The sequence below is a fragment of the Serratia sp. OLAL2 genome (assembly GCF_002752475.1).
GTDB lineage: Bacteria > Pseudomonadota > Gammaproteobacteria > Enterobacterales > Enterobacteriaceae > Serratia > Serratia bockelmannii.
Genome location: NZ_MSTL01000019.1, coordinates 777822 through 794331 on the forward strand (window position 1 = coordinate 777822; position 16510 = coordinate 794331).

Annotated in this window: 19 protein-coding genes and 2 pseudogenes; 11 read left to right on the top strand and 10 right to left on the bottom strand. The window is 60.3% G+C overall.

The window, feature by feature from the left end; genetic code table 11:
• Positions 1–16: 16 nt before the first annotated feature.
• The 4 genes from BVU99_RS21060 to BVU99_RS21075 all read right to left on the bottom strand — a co-directional run bounded on the left by BVU99_RS21060 (position 17) and on the right by BVU99_RS21075 (position 3082).
• A complete protein-coding gene (locus tag BVU99_RS21060; protein WP_099816759.1) occupies positions 17–1048 on the bottom strand; it encodes a fatty acid desaturase in 1032 nt (343 codons plus the stop codon).
• Positions 1049–1137: 89 nt separating this feature from the next.
• Positions 1138–1614, bottom strand: a complete 477-nt coding sequence (locus BVU99_RS21065) for an OsmC family protein (protein ID WP_099816758.1) — start codon at positions 1612–1614, stop codon at positions 1138–1140.
• 140 nt (positions 1615–1754) lie between these two features.
• Complete coding sequence (locus BVU99_RS21070; RefSeq protein ID WP_099816757.1) at positions 1755–2129, bottom strand: cell envelope integrity TolA C-terminal domain-containing protein; 375 nt, start codon at positions 2127–2129, stop codon at positions 1755–1757.
• A 41-nt stretch (positions 2130–2170) separates the two neighbouring features.
• Positions 2171–3082 (bottom strand): LysR substrate-binding domain-containing protein, encoded by a 912-nt coding sequence (locus BVU99_RS21075; RefSeq protein ID WP_025302038.1) that lies wholly within the window; start codon positions 3080–3082, stop codon positions 2171–2173.
• A 140-nt stretch (positions 3083–3222) separates the two neighbouring features.
• Between BVU99_RS21075 and BVU99_RS21080 the strand changes: the two genes are divergently transcribed.
• Genes BVU99_RS21080 through BVU99_RS21090 form a run of 3 tightly spaced genes read left to right on the top strand, consistent with a single transcriptional unit; the run spans position 3223 to position 6354 of the window.
• Entirely contained in the window at positions 3223–3867 is a 645-nt protein-coding gene (locus BVU99_RS21080) for an isochorismatase family protein (RefSeq protein WP_004939390.1), read from the top strand.
• A gap of 48 nt (positions 3868–3915) precedes the next feature.
• On the top strand, positions 3916–4461 hold the full coding sequence (locus tag BVU99_RS21085; RefSeq protein ID WP_099816756.1) for an antibiotic biosynthesis monooxygenase: 546 nt from the start codon (positions 3916–3918) through the stop codon (positions 4459–4461).
• A 21-nt stretch (positions 4462–4482) separates the two neighbouring features.
• The gene (locus BVU99_RS21090; protein WP_099816755.1) at positions 4483–6354 is read left to right on the top strand and encodes an amidohydrolase; all 1872 of its coding nucleotides are present in this window, start codon (positions 4483–4485) and stop codon (positions 6352–6354) included.
• A gap of 101 nt (positions 6355–6455) precedes the next feature.
• On the opposite strand, the gene BVU99_RS21095 is transcribed toward BVU99_RS21090, so the two are convergent.
• The 3 genes from BVU99_RS21095 to BVU99_RS21105 form a co-directional block, all read right to left on the bottom strand.
• Positions 6456–7586, bottom strand: coding sequence for a Gfo/Idh/MocA family oxidoreductase (locus tag BVU99_RS21095; protein WP_099816754.1), 1131 nt, complete (start codon positions 7584–7586; stop codon positions 6456–6458).
• A 228-nt stretch (positions 7587–7814) separates the two neighbouring features.
• On the bottom strand, positions 7815–8438 hold the full coding sequence (locus tag BVU99_RS21100) for a glutathione S-transferase (protein WP_099816753.1): 624 nt from the start codon (positions 8436–8438) through the stop codon (positions 7815–7817).
• Between the two features lie 15 nt (positions 8439–8453).
• A complete protein-coding gene (locus tag BVU99_RS21105) occupies positions 8454–8636 on the bottom strand; it encodes a DUF1127 domain-containing protein (RefSeq protein ID WP_016928567.1) in 183 nt (60 codons plus the stop codon).
• Between the two features lie 180 nt (positions 8637–8816).
• Here BVU99_RS21105 and BVU99_RS21110 point away from each other — a divergent pair, with 180 nt between their 5' ends.
• The 3 genes from BVU99_RS21110 to BVU99_RS21120 all read left to right on the top strand — a co-directional run bounded on the left by BVU99_RS21110 (position 8817) and on the right by BVU99_RS21120 (position 12022).
• Positions 8817–10253: a PLP-dependent aminotransferase family protein gene (locus tag BVU99_RS21110; RefSeq protein WP_099816752.1), complete on the top strand. Its 1437-nt coding sequence runs from the start codon at positions 8817–8819 to the stop codon at positions 10251–10253.
• 81 nt (positions 10254–10334) lie between these two features.
• On the top strand, positions 10335–11360 hold the full coding sequence (locus BVU99_RS21115; protein ID WP_099816751.1) for an AraC family transcriptional regulator: 1026 nt from the start codon (positions 10335–10337) through the stop codon (positions 11358–11360).
• A complete protein-coding gene (locus tag BVU99_RS21120; protein WP_043136971.1) occupies positions 11357–12022 on the top strand; it encodes an epimerase in 666 nt (221 codons plus the stop codon). Before BVU99_RS21115 ends, BVU99_RS21120 begins: the two co-directional genes overlap by 4 nt.
• Before the next feature lie 10 nt (positions 12023–12032).
• On the opposite strand, the gene BVU99_RS21125 is transcribed toward BVU99_RS21120, so the two are convergent.
• Positions 12033–12455: an NUDIX hydrolase gene (locus BVU99_RS21125; protein ID WP_049203903.1), complete on the bottom strand. Its 423-nt coding sequence runs from the start codon at positions 12453–12455 to the stop codon at positions 12033–12035.
• A gap of 106 nt (positions 12456–12561) precedes the next feature.
• Here BVU99_RS21125 and sseA point away from each other — a divergent pair, with 106 nt between their 5' ends.
• Positions 12562–13407 carry a 3-mercaptopyruvate sulfurtransferase gene (gene sseA, locus BVU99_RS21130; protein WP_043136964.1) on the top strand — a complete coding sequence of 282 codons (846 nt, stop codon included), beginning with the start codon at positions 12562–12564 and terminating at the stop codon, positions 13405–13407.
• Here sseA and BVU99_RS21135 read toward each other — a convergent pair.
• Complete coding sequence (locus BVU99_RS21135) at positions 13404–14273, bottom strand: LysR substrate-binding domain-containing protein (protein ID WP_025302028.1); 870 nt, start codon at positions 14271–14273, stop codon at positions 13404–13406. The genes sseA and BVU99_RS21135 overlap by 4 nt on opposite strands.
• Before the next feature lie 105 nt (positions 14274–14378).
• Between BVU99_RS21135 and BVU99_RS21140 the strand changes: the two are divergent.
• The 3 genes and pseudogenes from BVU99_RS21140 to BVU99_RS21145 all read left to right on the top strand — a co-directional run.
• A pseudogene (locus tag BVU99_RS21140) lies at positions 14379–14528 on the top strand (DUF4865 family protein); the annotation flags it as partial.
• Positions 14529–14926: 398 nt separating this feature from the next.
• Complete coding sequence (locus BVU99_RS25040) at positions 14927–15133, top strand: hypothetical protein (RefSeq protein ID WP_072269808.1); 207 nt, start codon at positions 14927–14929, stop codon at positions 15131–15133.
• Positions 15134–15148: 15 nt separating this feature from the next.
• Entirely contained in the window at positions 15149–15436 is a 288-nt protein-coding gene (locus tag BVU99_RS21145) for a colicin Z C-terminal domain-related protein (protein ID WP_072269807.1), read from the top strand.
• 45 nt (positions 15437–15481) lie between these two features.
• Here the strand turns inward: BVU99_RS21145 and BVU99_RS21150 are convergent, their stop codons facing one another.
• Positions 15482–15880, bottom strand: a complete 399-nt coding sequence (locus BVU99_RS21150; protein ID WP_049203899.1) for a hypothetical protein — start codon at positions 15878–15880, stop codon at positions 15482–15484.
• A gap of 287 nt (positions 15881–16167) precedes the next feature.
• Here BVU99_RS21150 and BVU99_RS21155 point away from each other — a divergent pair.
• Positions 16168–16476, top strand: a pseudogene (locus tag BVU99_RS21155) (DUF4865 family protein); the annotation flags it as partial.
• Positions 16477–16510: the final 34 nt, after the last annotated feature.

The window sequence follows — 16510 nt, forward strand, 5'->3', positions numbered from 1 at the left end:
CCGGCTCATGGGCCAGTTAGGTTGGAAAATCCTGAGAAACGCGCTTCCAGCGCGCAATAAATTTTTCCGTCGGCAGGGCATCGCCTTCCCCCTGCGGTTCATCGGCGTGCAACGGATGCACGCCAACGTCGATCGGCGTCAGGGCGTAATCGCGCAGCCACTCGCCGTAGCCTTGCGTGACAAATCCCTGACTGCGCCGCTGATACGCCTCGCGCTCCGCCAGATAGACGTCGCGTAAACCATACCAGGGCAGGCCGGGCAGATCGTGATGCACTAAATGGTAGTTCAAATTGAGAAACAACAGCCGCCACGGCCAGCCCGCCTCATTAATAATAGAACGTGCCTGCGGTGCGTCCACGGCGCGATGCTCAAAAAACGATCTCACCTTGGTCAGCGCCAGCGCCGGGTAGCTGATGGCCAACAGGTAAAACGCCGTGCCGATACCCTGCATCTGCAGCCAGTGCAGCAGCACCGCCAACAGCGACAGGTGCACCAACCACCTCGCCCAGGCGCGCCGCTCCCCTCCGGCGAGCGCTTTCACCGCCCCGGCCAGGGTCGCGGCGATATCCAGCGCCGGGCCGAGGAGCACCCGGCCGATCAGCGTATTGCGCACGGCGGCCAACAGCGGCAACAGGCGGGGATAACGCCGCCACTGCGCGGCGCTGAAGTAATAGCTTTCGGGATCTTCGTGCGGATCGGTCAGGTGGTCGTTGCGGTGGTGGCGCAGATGCGAATCGCGATACAGCCCATAGGGATACCACACCGCCAGCGGCAACAGGCCGAACAGCTGATTGACGCGCGGCCAGCGCGTCGGGTGGCCGTGGATCAGCTCGTGTTGCAACGACAGGTACCAGGTGGTCAGGAGGATCAGCAGCGGTGCGCCAAGCCACGGGCCCAGCGCCTGCCAAGAATACGCCACGCCGAACCAGCCGCCGTACACCGCCGCCATGATCCCCCAGGTGGGCAGCTCCAGCCGCCAATGCCGGCGCCGATAAAGCTGCCTGATTCGTTCGCGCTGTTCGGGGTGCAAATAGTGGGCGTGGGACATGCTGCGGCTCGCGGTAAGAGATTTTCTCTCAGTATCCGTGAGCCGTTGCGGCGTTCAAAATAACGAAAATGGCAAAGCTAAGTTAAAATTCAGCGGGTTGCGTACGCGGCATGCGGCTCACACGCCACCGGGAAATTCACCGAGTTGGCGATAAAGCACAGGTGATGCGCCTTCTCGTGAAGCTGTTGCGCCAGCTGCAGATCGTCGCCATCGCGCACCGTGACCTGCGGCCGCAGCGTCACCGAGGTGAAAAAGCCGCCGCGCGCGGCGTCTTCGCACATCACGCCCACGGCATCGTCCTGATAGGCCAGCACCGAAATCCCCGAGGTGGCGCACAGATGCAGATACCATAATTTGTGGCAAGCGCTGAGCGATGCCACCAGCAAATCCTCCGGATTCCAGCGCGTCGCGTCACCGCGGAAGGCCGGATCGGCTGAGCCGGCGATATCTGCCTTGCCCACGGCGCCGATCAGGTGATCGCGTCCATAAGCGCGATAATCTTCCGTGCCTGCGCCCAGATTCCCCTGCCAGGTCACCGAGACCTGATAATGATGCTCGCCTTTCATGTCTTTTGCTCCCGTTGGCCGGCCAATGAAAAATTGTCTGGGTGCATGCCCGGAGAACACTATTGGCGGAAAAGCGTGAATACGCAAACGGCGAAACGAGAAAAAACGGGCCGCGCAGGCGGCCCGTCGGTCACATCCCTTCAGGGAACGAAATCGAGCACCACGGCGTTGAACAGCGCGTACTCGGTGGCGTTGGCCATCGGCGGAAACTGCGCGTGCTGCACCGCCGCGCTGGCCGCCGCACACAGGGGCGCATCGCCCCTCACGATCTTGCTGCTCACCAGCTTGCCGTCCGGCTGCAGCCGTATGCTGATGGTGCAGCGTTGGCCGCGCGCGTGTTCCGGCAAACGCAGCTCGCGGCTCACCGCGTTATGCACCCGCACCGGATAGCTGAGCGGCATCGCAGTCTGCGCCTCGGCCTGCGGCGACGGCAAGGGGGTGCCGGCCTGACGCCCGGCGCCCGCGCCGCAGCCGCTCAACAGTAACAGCGCCAACAGGCCTAGTGTCTTTTTCATTCCCGATGTCCTTATTGGGGATTAATCTTTATCGAGCGCCCTTACTGCGCCGCTGGGTAAGCCTCACCGTCATCCGCGTAACGCTGCAGGCGCTCGCGCCACCACTTGGCCGCCAGGCCGCTGGCGCTTTCACGCCAGCCGAAATAGGCAGCGTCGCTGCAGCGCTCAGATTCAACGCGTTTCGCCACCAGTTCGCCGCTGTTCAGGTAAGGTTCCGCCAGAGAGCGCGGCAGATAGCCACAGCCCAGCCCGGCCAACTGCGCCTGCAGTTTGGCGTCAAAGCCGAAGACCGTCAGCGTATCCTGTTCTTCCAGCAGGTTCAGGCTCTGCGGCGCGTTGACGCGCGAGGTATCGCGCACCACCACCGCCCGGTGCTGACGGATCTCATCCTTCGGCAACGGTTCCGGCAGCGCCGCCAGCGGATGCTGCGGCGCGACGGCGAACACGTAATCCAGCTGCCCCAGGCGGCTGAACGCATAGCCCACCCGCGACGGCGGCTCGCAAATGGCACCGATGATAATGTCGGCGCAGCCGTAAACCAGCGACTCCCAGGAACCGGCCAGCACCTCGTGGCTGAAGCGCAGCCGGGTATGGTGATGCTGCCGATAGAACTCGTCGATCAGCGGCAACAGGCGGGCAAACGGGAAGGAGGCGTCGATCCCGAGCGTGATCTCGCTTTCCCAGCCGTTCTCCACGTAGCGCGCCTGCTGTTCCAGATCCTGCGCCGCGCGCAGCAACACCCGCCCTTTTTCCAGCATCAGCTTGCCGGTATCGGTGAACTTCGCCCGATGGCCGGAGCGATCGAGCAGGGTGATGTCAAGATCGTTCTCGAGCTTTTGCACCATATAGCTCAGTGCCGAAGGGGTTTTAAACAGTGCGGCGGCCGCGGCGGCGAAAGATCCGTGCCGGTCCAGCGCGTCCAAAATCAGCAGCGCTTCCAGGTTTAATCTCATGCTTTCTCCCGTGTATAAAAAAACTCAACAAGTCGGCAAAAATTCTGCGGTATCTTTGAAATCGCCCTCTGCCTACCATGGGTTTTATCGGCGTTACACTCATCAGATGTTCAACCGAAATATCACTGGGAAGGTAAATTATGTCCAAGTTTCAACTGCTTGATAAAGACAACTCCGCACTGATTTTTATCGATCATCAACCACAAATGGCCTTCGGCGTGGCTAATATTGATCGTCAGCAACTGAAAAACAACGTTGTTGGTTTGGCGAAGGCAGGCAAAATTTTCAACGTCCCCACCCTTTTCACCTCGGTCGAAACCGAAAGCTTCAGCGGCTATATCTGGCCGGAACTGCTGGCGGTACACCCTGAAATCACCCCGATTGAACGTACCTCGATGAACTCCTGGGAAGACGCGGCCTTCGTTAAAGCCGTGGAAGCCACCGGCCGCAAAAAGCTGGTGATCTCCGCGCTGTGGACCGAAGTTTGCTTGACCTTCCCAGCGCTGATGGCGCTGGAAGCCGGCTATGAAGTGTATGTGGTGACCGACACCTCCGGCGGCACCTCCGTCGATGCGCACGAACGCTCGATCGATCGCATGGTGCAGGCCGGCGCCGTACCGGTGACCTGGCAACAGGTGCTGCTGGAGTACCAACGCGACTGGGCACGCAAAGACACCTACGACGCGGTGATGGCGCTGGTGCGCGAACACAGCGGCGCGTACGGCATGGGCGTCGACTACGCTTACACTATGGTGCACCACGCACCGGCCCGCACGGTGAAATAATTCCCCCTGCCCCGGCCCCGCGCCGGGGTATTTTCAGGAGTCGGTTTTATGGCCCATCCGCAGCATGTCACGCTGGTGATCACCCACCGTTTGGCGCCGGGGAACGAGCAGGCCTATGAGGCCTGGCTGAACCGCATCATGCCGGACGCCGCGGGCTTCACCGGCCATCTGGGCGTCAACGTCATCCGCCCATCCGACAGCGAACAGGCCTATACGGTGCTGGTCCGCTTCGACAATGTCGACAATCTCTACCGCTGGCTCAACTCGCCGCTGCGCAAGCAATACATCGAAGAAGTCACTCCGTTGTTGCTGGAGAACGACCATATCGAGATCCGCCCCGGCGCGGAGTTCTGGTTTACCCCACCCAACCCCAACGTGCGCCAGCCGCCCCAGTGGAAGCAGTTCATCATCACCCTGCTGGTGATCTTCCCTTCCACCAATCTGGTGCCATGGTTTTGGGGGCTGGCGCTGCCGCAGTTGAACGGCACGCTGCTCGGCCATTTTCTCAATGACGCCACCGTGGTCGCCCTGGTGGTGTACCTGTGGATGCCCATCGTGACTCGCGTTTTTCATCAATGGCTGACCCGCCGCTAGGCGGTTCGCCGGGAGAATGTTATGAACCACCACGCTTCATTGATCATCACCAACGGCAAGTTTCACACCGTCGATCGCCAAAATCCTACCGCACAGGCGGTCGCCATCCGCGACGGCAAGTTTCTGGCGGTCGGCAGCGAAGGCGAAGTCATGCAGCACGCCGGGCCGGAAACCCAGGTGATCGATCTGCACGGCCACACCGCCATTCCGGGCCTGAACGACTCGCACCTGCACCTGATCCGCGGCGGCCTGAACTACAACCTGGAGCTGCGCTGGGAAGGCGTGCCTTCGCTGGCCGACGCGCTGCGCATGTTGAAAGAGCAGGCGCTGCGCACGCCGAGCCCGCAATGGGTGCGGGTGGTCGGCGGCTGGACCGAATTCCAGTTTGCCGAACGCCGCATGCCGACACTGGACGAAATCAACCAGGCGGCGCCGGACACGCCGGTATTTATTCTGCATCTCTACGATCGCGCGCTGCTCAACCGCGCGGCGCTGAAGGTAGTCGGCTACACCAAAGACACGCCGAACCCACCGGGCGGCGAGATCCAGCGCGACGCCAACGGCAACCCGACCGGCATGCTGATCGCCAAACCCAACGCCATGATCCTGTACGCCACGCTGGCGAAAGGGCCGAAGCTGCCGCTGGAACAGCAGGTCAACTCCACCCGCCAGTTCATGCGTGAGCTGAACCGCCTCGGCCTCACCAGCGCCATCGACGCCGGCGGCGGTTTCCAGAACTACCCGGAGGATTATCAGGTGATCGCCGAGCTGCACGAGAAAAAGCAGCTGACCATCCGTATCGCCTATAACCTGTTCACCCAGCGGCCGAAGCAGGAACTGGAAGACTTCGAGCTGTGGACTGATATGCTCAAGCCAGGCCAGGGCACCGATTTCTATCGCCACAACGGCGCCGGCGAGATGCTAGTGTTTTCCGCCGCCGACTTCGAAGACTTCCTGCAGCCGCGCCCGGATCTGCCGCCGGGCACCGAAGACGAGCTGGAGCGGGTGGTGCGCCATTTGGTCGAGCACCGCTGGCCGTTCCGCCTGCACGCCACCTATGACGAGTCCATCAGCCGCATGCTGGACGTGTTCGAGAAGGTGAACCGCGACATTCCGTTCAACGGGCTGCACTGGCTATTCGACCACGCCGAAACCATTACCGAACGCAATATCGAACGGGTCAAGGCGCTGGGCGGCGGCATTGCGGTGCAGCATCGCATGGCGTTCCAGGGCGAATATTTCGCCGATCGCTACGGCATCGAAGCCACCAAACATACGCCGCCGGTAGCGAAAATGCTGGCGGCTGAGCTGCCGGTCGGGCTGGGCACCGACGCCACCCGCGTCGCCAGCTACAACCCGTGGACGGCGCTGTACTGGCTGGTCTCCGGCCGCACCGTCGGCGGCATGGCGATGTACGACGACAGCGCCCGGCTGGATCGCGAAACGGCGCTGATGCTGTGGACGCAAGGGAGCGCCTGGTTCTCCACCGAACAGGGCAAGAAAGGCCAGATCAAGGTCGGTCAGTTGGCGGATATGGCGGTGCTGTCGCAGGACTATTTCAGCGTGCCGGAAGAGCAGATCAAAGGCATCGAGTCGGTGATGACGATGGTGGATGGCAAAGTGGTCTACGCCGCTGGCAGCTTCTCGCCGCTGGCGCCACCGCCGCTGCCGGTGCTGCCGGAGTGGTCACCGGTCACCCAAGTGCCGGGCCACTACCGCTCCGCGCCGCCGTCGGCGGCAGCTCGCGTCGGGGTCGTGAGCCAGGCGCACCAATGCTGCGGCCCGTGCGGTGTACACGCGCATCAGCATGACATTGCGCGCCGCTCCAGCATCCCGGTGTCGGACGAGAATGCCTTCTGGGGCGCGTTCGGCTGTTCGTGCTTCTCGTTCTAAGTTGCCAGCCCAGCAACTTATTACGTAACTAGCTTAATAAGATACTAAGTTAGTAAAGTAGCAAATTAATGGCGCTGTCCGCGGAGAGCGCCATTTTATTGTCAATCGCGGTTGATCTCCAGCCAGCGCCGCTGCTCGGCGGAGGCGGCTATCGCATCCAGCACGCAAGACACCTTCCAGCCTTCTTCAAAGTCCGGCCACATGCGATCGCCCGCGGCGATGCCGTTGACCAGATCGCGGATCTCCACCGTCTTCTGATCGTTAAAACCGATGCCGTGCCCGGCGCTGATGCAAAACGCCGCATAGTCCGGGTGCTTCGGCCCCACCAGCAGCGTCTTGAACCCCTGCCGCTCCACCGGTTCATCGTGCCGATACAGCTTCAGCTCCGCCATCCGTTCCTGGGTATAGCTCAGCGTGCCTTTAGTGCCGGTGACCACATAGGTCAGCCCCATCTTGCGCCCGCAGGCGATGCGCGACGTTTCGATCGTGCCCATCGCCCCGCCGGCGAAACGCAGCAGTGCACTGGCCTGATCTTCGTTTTCCACCGGCAGCAGGCGCGCCGGGTCTTGCGGGTCCGGGCGCTGCTTGATCACGGTCTGCATATCGCCAGAGACCGCCACGATATCGCCCACCAGGTAGTGCGCCATATTGACGATATGCGCCGCCAGATCCCCCAACGCGCCCAGTCCGGCGCTGGCGCGGCGGCAGTGCCAGTCGATCGGCGTGCGCGGGTCGGCCAGGTAATCCTCATTGTGGGTGCCGTAAAAATGCACCACCTCGCCGATTTCGCCGTTGGCGATGATCTCGCGCGCCAGCTGGCTGGTCGGGTTCTTCATGTAGTTGAAACCGACCAGCGTTTTCACGCCCTTGGCGCGGGCGGCCTGCACCATCTCCGCCGCGTCGGCGGCGTCCAGCGCCAGCGGTTTTTCCGAATATACGTGCTTGCCGTGGCGGATCGCCGCCAGCGCCATCTCTTTGTGCAAGAAATTAGGGGCGCAGATGTCTACCACGTCGATCGCCGGATCGGCCACCAGCTGCCGCCAGTCGCCGGTCGAACGCGCAAAGCCGAACTCGGCCGCGCGCTGCGCCGCCAGCTCGGGCGTCACCTCCGCCAGCATCTCCAGCACCAGATCCCCTTTAAGGGGAAAGACCGTGGGGGCCTGCGCATAGGCGATAGCGTGACAACGCCCGATATAGCCGGTGCCGATTAACCCAACGCGTACCTGTTTCATCATTTTCTCCCGTGACCGAAATTCTGTGTAGAACCAGGCGCGGCTCAATGAAACGCGCCGATTGATAACGGGTTTATATGGAATATAAATTTCAATAACAAGCACGCGGGAAAATAAAGTTCATATTCGTGATGCCGTTCATGAAACGTTGACGGGATGATGCAATGAGGAAAGCCCGGACGCGGCTGGTCGTATCCGGACGGGATAAAATGAACCATTTATTTCATATTACGGCAAACCGTTGGCACCGTGTTGCACGTAGCCAGGGCGTTGCAGCAGGCGCTGCTGATAGGCCGCCAGCGCCGCATAATTCGGCCGCTCGAACGGCGTCATCAGCCAGCGGTTCAGCGACAGCCCCAGCACCACGTCCGCCAGCGTGAAGGTGGCGCCGGCGGCATAAGGGCCGTGCTGCGCCAAACGCCTGTCCAGCAGCCCCATCAGCCGATTCCACTCGCGTTCGGCGGCGGCCAGGCTGGCGGCATCCTGGTAATCCGCATGCCCGCGCACGCGCGACATGAACACATAGCGCCAGGCGCCGTTCAGATCGGTGGCCTGCCAGTCCATCCACATCTCCACCGCCGCGCGCGCGCCGGGTTCCTGCGGCAGCAGATCGCGGCGCCCTTCCCGCCCCACCAGATAGCGGCAAATGGTGTTCGACTCCCACAGCACCCGCTCGCCGTCAATCAGCACCGGCACCAGGCCGTTGGGATTCAGCGCCAGAAACGCCGGCTCCTGCGTGGAGCGAAAGCCGCTGCCCCAGTCTTCCCGTTCCAGCGTCAGCCCCAGCTCCTGACAGGTCCATAACACTTTGCGCACGTTGATTGATGAAGCCTTGCCCAAGACTCTCAGCATCGGTTTTCCTCTTATCTATTCTTTCCAGAAAGGTTTACATCCTTCACGCAGCGCTTCTGCACGCGACAAACCAATATCGATCAGCCGCGCATCGTCCAGCAATAATAATTCTTTTCGCGTCCTGTAGCGTTGCAGATACAGACGCCAGCGTGACCCACCGAATGAGCGCCGCCGCGGCGCGCCAGTAAACAGAGCCATCTTGTTATTCTCCCTGATGTTTTCGCGTTGCAGTCATCATGCTCGCCGAGAGAAAAACAATACAGATTCACGCTGGCGCTATTTTTTTCATACAGCTGCACCAAAAAACCCACTGAATGGTTTACTTTGAAAGCATCTGTACCGGTTTTTTAATTCTTACCGCCGATGAGAGGCCTCTGTATGACACGCTACGCCACGCTGGCCGCCATTCTCAGCCAACGCATTCAGCAAGGGTTGTATCCGGCCGGCCATCGCCTGCCTTCGGTGCGCGCATTGAGCCAGGAGCACGGCGTCAGCATCAGCACGGTGCAGCAAGCCTACCGGCTGCTCGAGGAACAGCGCCTGGTGGAAGCGCGGCCGAAGTCGGGCTACTTCGTGCATACGCGGCGCGCGCAGGCCGAGCTGCCCGCTATGACGGCGCCGGTGCAGCGGCCGGTGGACATTTCGCAATGGGAGCAGGTGCTGGAGCTGGTGCGCAGCCGGCCGCGCGAAGGCCTGATCCAACTGGGGCGCGGCATGCCGGACGTCGCCGAGCCGACGATGAAACCGCTGATTGTCGCCCTGCGCAACGCCGCCCGCCACGGCGACCTGCGCAGCCTTTATTACGACAGCATTCAGGGCGTGACCGCGCTGCGTGAACAGGTCGCTCGTCTGCTGCTGGATTCCGGCTGCCATATCGGTGCCGATCAGTTGCTGATCACCACCGGTTGCCAGGAAGCGATCTCCGCCGGGCTGCGCGCCGTTTGCCAACCCGGCGACATCGTGGCGGTCGATTCCCCCTGCTTCCACGGCACCATGCAAACGCTGAAGGGATTGGGCATCAAAGCGCTGGAAATCCCCACCGATCCGCTCACCGGCGTCAGCCTGGCCGCGCTGGAGATGGCCCTTGAACAGTGGCCGATCAAGGCCATTCTGCTGACGCCCAACTGCAACAACCCGCTGGGCTACATCATGCCCGACGCCCATAAACAGCGGCTGCTGACGCTGGCGCAACGCCACGATGCGGCGATCATCGAGGATGACGTTTACGGCGACATCGCCTATCACTACCCGCGGCCGCGCACCATCAAGTCGTTCGACGACGACGGCCGCGTGCTGCTGTGTAGCTCGTTTTCCAAAACGCTGGCGCCGGGGCTGCGCGTGGGCTGGATCGCGCCCGGCCGCTATCTGGAGCGGGTGCTACACATGAAGTTCATCGGCTCCGGCGCCACCGCCACCCAGCCGCAGCTGGCGATCGCCGAATTTATCCGCAGCGGGCACTATCTGCAGCACCTGCGGCGCATGCGCGCCCGCTACCAGCAGAACCGCGATCGCATGACCGATCTGATCCTGAAACACTTCCCGGTCGGCACCCGCGTCAGCCGGCCGCGCGGCGGTTTTATGCTGTGGATCGAATTGGACGAGGCGTTCGATACCCTGCGGCTAAACCGCCATCTCGAGCAGCAAGGCGTACAAATCGCCGTCGGCAGCATTTTTTCCGCCGCCGGCAAGTACCGCAACTGTCTGCGCATCAACTATGCGCCGACGCTGACGACGGAGATCGAACAGGCGGTACAACGGGTCGGCGCCACCATCCAGGCACTGATGCCGGACGGCAGTTTGGCGCAATCAGATTAAATCTTGACGCGATCGGATTATCGGCGCACGGACAGGCTGTTTTAGAGTAAGGCCTTCTCTTATCACTGGCAGGCAACAACCATGAGCAGCGATCAAATTCCGGTTTCCAACGCGTTGGCGGTGCGCCTCGCGGCGCAAGGCGTCGATCTCGAACGGGTCGGTCAGTTAGCCGGTTTGCCCGCCGGGCTGCTCAGCGAGCGGCGCGTAAAAGTGCGGTTGACCACCCACCAGTTCTTCGCCGTCTGGCGCGCCCTCGCCCAACTGAGCGACGATCCCGCCTTTGGTCTGCGGCTGGGCGGCGACGTCGCGCCGGAGCATTACGATATCGCGTCAGTCGCCGCACTGCATTCCGCCACGATGGGCGAAGCGCTGCGTAAAGTCGCACGCTACAAACGGTTGGTGTGCCCGGAAGAACTGATGCTGGAGGAAGATGGCGACAGCGTTCGGCTGCATACGCGTTGGACGATGATCGAGGACCATACGCCGGAATTGCTGATAGACACCATGTTCGCCTCTATCACCACCCTGTGCCGCCGTGGCACCGGTTTACCGCTGCAGCCCAAGGCGCTTGAGGTGACCCGCCGTCGCGATCCCCACTCACCGCTGCTGCGCCACTTCGGCTGCCCGGTGCGATTCGACGCGCCGTTGGACGTGCTGGTATTTGACCGTGCGCTGATGCAGCAGCCGCTCATCACCCACGACCAGGACATGTTGGCGCAGCTGCTGCCGGAGCTGGAGGCCGAGTTGGCCGAGGTGTGCGCCGAGCAAAACTTACCGATGCAGGTGATGGCGATCCTCGGCCGCAGCATGCGCGGCCAGCGCCCCAGCGTCAACAGCGTGGCCGCGGAGCTCTATCTCAGCCCGCGCACGCTGCAGCGCCGTCTGCAACGGCACGGCTACAGCTACCAGCAGCTGCTGGACAAAACTCGCCATCGTACCGCCTGCCGCTTGTTGGCGGATACCGATCTCGAGCCGGGCGAAATCGCCTTTGTGCTGGGATTCGAAGAGCTGAACTCGTTCAGCCGCGCCTTTATTCAGTGGGAAGCGCTGACGCCCAGCCGCTGGCGCACTCAGCGTGCAGCCGACCATCGGGAGGACAGAGCATGAAAGTGATTATCTTCGGCGCCAGCGGCATGGTGGGCCAGGGCGCGCTGCGAGAATGCCTGCGCGATCCGCGGGTCAGCGAAGTGCTCAGCATCGGCCGGCGCCCGTTGGCGCAGAGCCACGCCAAACTGCGCCAGCTTTCTGTGCCCGATCTGCGTGATCTGTCGGCGCTGGAGCCGCAGCTCGCCGGCTACGACGCCTGTTTCTTCTGCCTGGGGATTTCGTCCGCCGGCCTGAGCGAAGCCGAGTATCGCGCGGTGACTTACGATCTGACGCTGGCCGCCGCCCGCCCGCTGGCGAGGCTGAATCCGACGATGGTCTTCCTCTACGTTTCCGGCGTCGGCACCGACAGCAGCGAACGCGGCCGCAGCATGTGGGCCAGGGTCAAGGGCGCCACCGAAAACGCGCTGCTGGCGCTGCCGTTCCACGCGGTGATGTTCCGCCCCGGCGCCATTGTGCCACTGCACGGCATTCGCTCCAAAGTCCGTACATACGATCTGATTTATCGGCTGTTCAAACCGCTGTGGCTCGGCGCATTGCGGCTGTTTCCCTCGCAGGTGAGCAGCACCGAACGAATCGGGCTGGCGATGCTGGCGGTGGCGCGCCGGGAAACCGCCTTGCGCATCCTGGAGCCGCCGCAGATCAATCAACTGGCGACGCGCTGAAATACCGTCATCAACCGCGCCGCCGCCAATACGCCGCCACCCGGCGGCGCAGATGCTCGATGCCCTGCGGATGCTCAATAAACTGCGCCACCGGCATCATCCGCCAGCGCTGGCCTTCGTCGCCAAAGCGAATGGCGGCGATCTGCGCCGGGGCGATCTCGCCGGCCATAAACCAGGTCGGCGGGGAGCCGGGCAGAACGCCATCGTAGCGCCGCCGCCAGACAACCTGACATTCCGCGATCGTCACGCCGAACTCTTCCTGCGTTTCCCGCTGCACGCACTGCAGCGGCGTTTCGCCGTTTTCCCGCCCGCCGCCAGGCAGATCCCATTGACCGGGCCATGGAATGCCCGGCTTGTCGTCCCGTTGGTAAACCAGCAAGCGATCGTCGCACAGCAGCGCGATCTTGGCCCCGCCAAACGCCTCGTCCGTCATGATTTCTCCGCTCCCGGCCCATCGCCTTTGACCGAACATCATACTTCATCCCCGCGCGGCCTGGTGTATAGTGAAAATCCGTTTTCACAACAGGCGAACAATAACGATGAACTCTCCGTTTCTGGTGACTCCCCAATGGCTTGCGCAACATATCAACGATGAAAATCTGGTGGTGATCGACGTTCGGATGTCGCCGGTGGGGCTAACGCCGAAAAAGGACATGCTTGCCGAGTTCGAACGCGGCCATATCCCCGGCGCGGTCTATTTTGATATCGACGACGTGGCGGACAAAAACACCGCGCTGCCGCACATGCTGCCGACGGCGGCGGAGTTTGGCGCGGCGGTGGGCAAACTGGGCATCAGCGAGCGCGATACCCTGGTGATTTACGACGAGGGCAACCAGTTCTCCGCACCGCGCGGCTGGTGGACCTTCCGCAATTTCGGCGCCGAGCATGTTTACGTACTGGACGAAGGGCTGAACGGCTGGACCGCGCTGGGGCAAGCGCTGGCAACCGGCCCGGCGCAGCCTGCCCCGCAGACGTTCAACGCCCGGTTCAACGCCGACGCGGTGGTGGATATGCGGCAAGTGGAACAGGCGCTAGGCACGCCGGTGCAAATTCTCGACGCGCGCGCCGCGCCGCGTTTCCATGCCGAAGCGCCGGAGCCGCGTCCCGGCCTGCACCGCGGCCACATTCCGGGCAGCATCAACATTCCGTACGGCGAGCTGCTGGAGAACGGCCGTTTCAAATCGCTGGAGGCACTGCGCCAAACCTTCAGCGACAAGGGGGTGGACATCAACGGCCCGATCATCACCAGCTGCGGCTCCGGCGTGACGGCGGCGGTGCTGGCGTTTGGCTTGTTGTCGCTCGGCGCGCCGCAGGTCAAGCTGTATGACGGTGCCTGGAGCGAATGGGGCCAGCTGAGCGGCAAGCAGCCAATCGCCCAAGATTAGGTTTCGATCCGCTCGACCACGATCTGCGCCAGCCGCTGCACGGCGGCCGAAGGCTGATCCTCGGCGCGGTGCAGCACCACGCCGAGTTGGCCAAGAGCGGGCAGCAGATCGGGGGCCAGCGGTGACAGGCCGGGCGGTAAGCCCGCCGCCGTGCGCACCGTGACGCCCAACCCGGCGCTCACCGCCGCCCAAACGCCATTCAGGCTGCGGCTGGTAAAGGCGATGCGCCAGGGAATACCGGCGCGATCCAGCGCCTGCGTCGCCGCGCTGCGCATCAGACAGGGCGCGTCGAACATCACCAACGGCAAGGGCTCATCCCCTTCTCGCCACGGCGCCAGCGCGAAGCCGGGCGAGGCGATCCAGTGCAGCTGCCGCTGCCCCAGCGCCTGATGAAACGGCGTGCTCAAACCGCCATCCCACGCCAGCGACAGATCCAGCTGGCCTTTCAGCACCCAGTCGATCAGCTCGGCATTGCGGGCGATGCGCGCCTCGATGCGCACCTTCGGATTGGCGCGCGCGAAGCTGCCCAACACCTGCGGCAGAAACGTCTCGCCGAAATCCTCCTGCAACCCCAGCCGCACCGTGCCCTGCAGATCCAACCCGCGCACCGCGGCGGCGGCTTCGTCATTGAGCTCCAGCAGACGGCGCGCGTAGCCGAGCAGGGTTTCCCCCGCCTCGGTCATCACCATGCCGCGCCCAGCCTTGCGCAGGATCGGCGCGCCGACCTGCTGTTCCAGCTTTTTCAGGTGGGCGCTGACCGCCGACGTCGAACGCCCCAGCCGTTCAGCCGCCTTGGCGAAGCTGCCCAGCTCGACGCCGGTGACGAAGCTGCGCAAATCCTCGAGATCGAACGTTATTCGCCCCATGCTGACCGTCCTGATTTTTTGAACCATCAATCAAAATAATACCGATTTTACTGATAAAGATGGCGTGTCACGCTCTCCGGGTCAATGTCTTTCCGGAGAATCCTTATGCTCGCGATGCAATACCGTTTCACCCTGCCCGCCGATTACGACATGGCGATCGTCCGCCGCCGCATCGCCGATGTCGGCCATCGGCTCGACGCCTGCCCGCAGCTGATCGTCAAAGCCTATTTGTACGCACAGCGCAGCGAAGGCAGCGCCACTGCGAGGCGTGCATGCCACCAACCGGTTGTCAGACAAGCGCCATCTGATGGAGAAAAAAGATGACTGCAGCTGTCAGCATTGGATAAATGTGCCTGAAAAATGGTTTTTAGGTTAAAAAACACATCGAAACTGGCATTTTCATACATTATGTATCGTTAGTTCACGCCAGCCGCGGATAGGTCACGCTACGTTTCATGGTTAGAAACCCCAAAAAGTCGATTGACCTTCTTAATCATCAAGAATGCTATGCTGACCTAATTTATAAGTTTTACTACACTTTCTGAGTCGACCTGTAATGCTCAGGTTGTGCCATCTCTGACAAGGTCTATATAAGGTGATAACAATAGTTATTTATCTTAAATTCAGTTCCTCTATTAAAGGCAGGAGGTACTATGGAAAACGAAAATTCAGTTTTAACACAACGCATTCTCTTTTCTTATAAAAATGAGAATGGCACCGAAATTAGTTGCCAGTCAGATATTGTTGCAACAAAAGAACAAGCACTAGACTATTTCTTCAAGGCTTTTGAAGGTGCCGATGTTTCAATTATAGATGTATCTAATGACAAACAATGGCAACAGCACTCACATGAACATTAATTAATTGGAGGTATTATGATTTCTCAAAACGTCTGGGCACCGCCAGGTGCCTTTGGACCCTGGGTTAATCTTGAAAGTCATATTGGTGATATAGCATACACTGTTTACTTTGAGTCTATCTCTCAACTTGAAGGTCCCTTTGTGGCATTTATTTGGTATGCGCCAAACGGCCCTAAAACAGTGACGGTTATTGGCCCTGCATCGTTTCAAATTGCCTGTCGAGGCGCTGGGCAAGATAAAATCAAATTTAAGAGCATTAGCGGGACGGGACAAGGTGTTCACGTTTATACTAATTTAGCTTGATATCATAAAGCAACCTTATTATAAATAAGGTTGCTATTCTATACCTTATTGGTCGTAAGCACTGAGTATGTCGATAGCGAGTTCTTTGTTGGTGACAGACTGATAATATCCGTTGCCAACATCTATTTTAGAATGAATTCTTACAGGAGATGTTACTGGTGTTTCGTTAAAATAAACGGAAACATCCTTACCCTCGTTGCTGTTTATCAAATTGTTTAACTTTTTCTTACACTGGTCATTGTCACTCAAATTTATAATCACACCGGTTTGATTAGTCTTTTTATTATCTTGTAACTTTGCTGTGGCGACACATTTATGACTTAGGGTAAAACTATCCTGCCCAACTACATACTTTAGCTGATCTTTTTCTTTGTAACTTGAGCAGCCTAATAATAACAATGCAGGTACGCTTAACAATAAGGACTTCGTCTTAAATCTTTTCATATCAACTCCTTTTGTGGGGGCTTAGCGTTAGAATAAGCTACAATCTTATTGTAGTACGTTAATAAGTTCGATGCATCTCAATGTTCTCCTTATAACCTACATAAATCAACATACGGTCATCTGACATATTTTATAAATGTTCTTACATTCCCCCCTCCGCACTGAGCCAGAAATTATCAAAATTCTATAAAGAATTATCTGCTGGTGCTGGCCACCCCCTGCCTTTAATGATTAAAAAGCGAGCTGCCGCCTACCCTGTGCATGTTGATTCAGGTACTGGCGACGTTTGGCCGCGCGTCAATCACTGGCTGACGCATTTCGATCGCCCTCATTTGGCCGAGGCCGCCTGGGCGACCTGTCAGGAGCAGGTTATCGCCCCCTACAGCGATCTGCCTGCGCTGCGGCGCCAACAGCAGGTGGCGCCCGGTGCGCTAGCCTCCATCGTGGCGTTCGATCCCGCCGAGTGGCGGTTAGTGCGGCTGGATGTCTGGCGTGAACCCCCGCAGGCAGGGCCGCAAAACGGCCAACTGTTCCGCGTCGGCCATCTGTCTGCCCCCTTTGACCACACTGCGCCGCGGGTTGACAGCCAAACTTGATATTGATAATCATTATCAACATTAAACATTCATT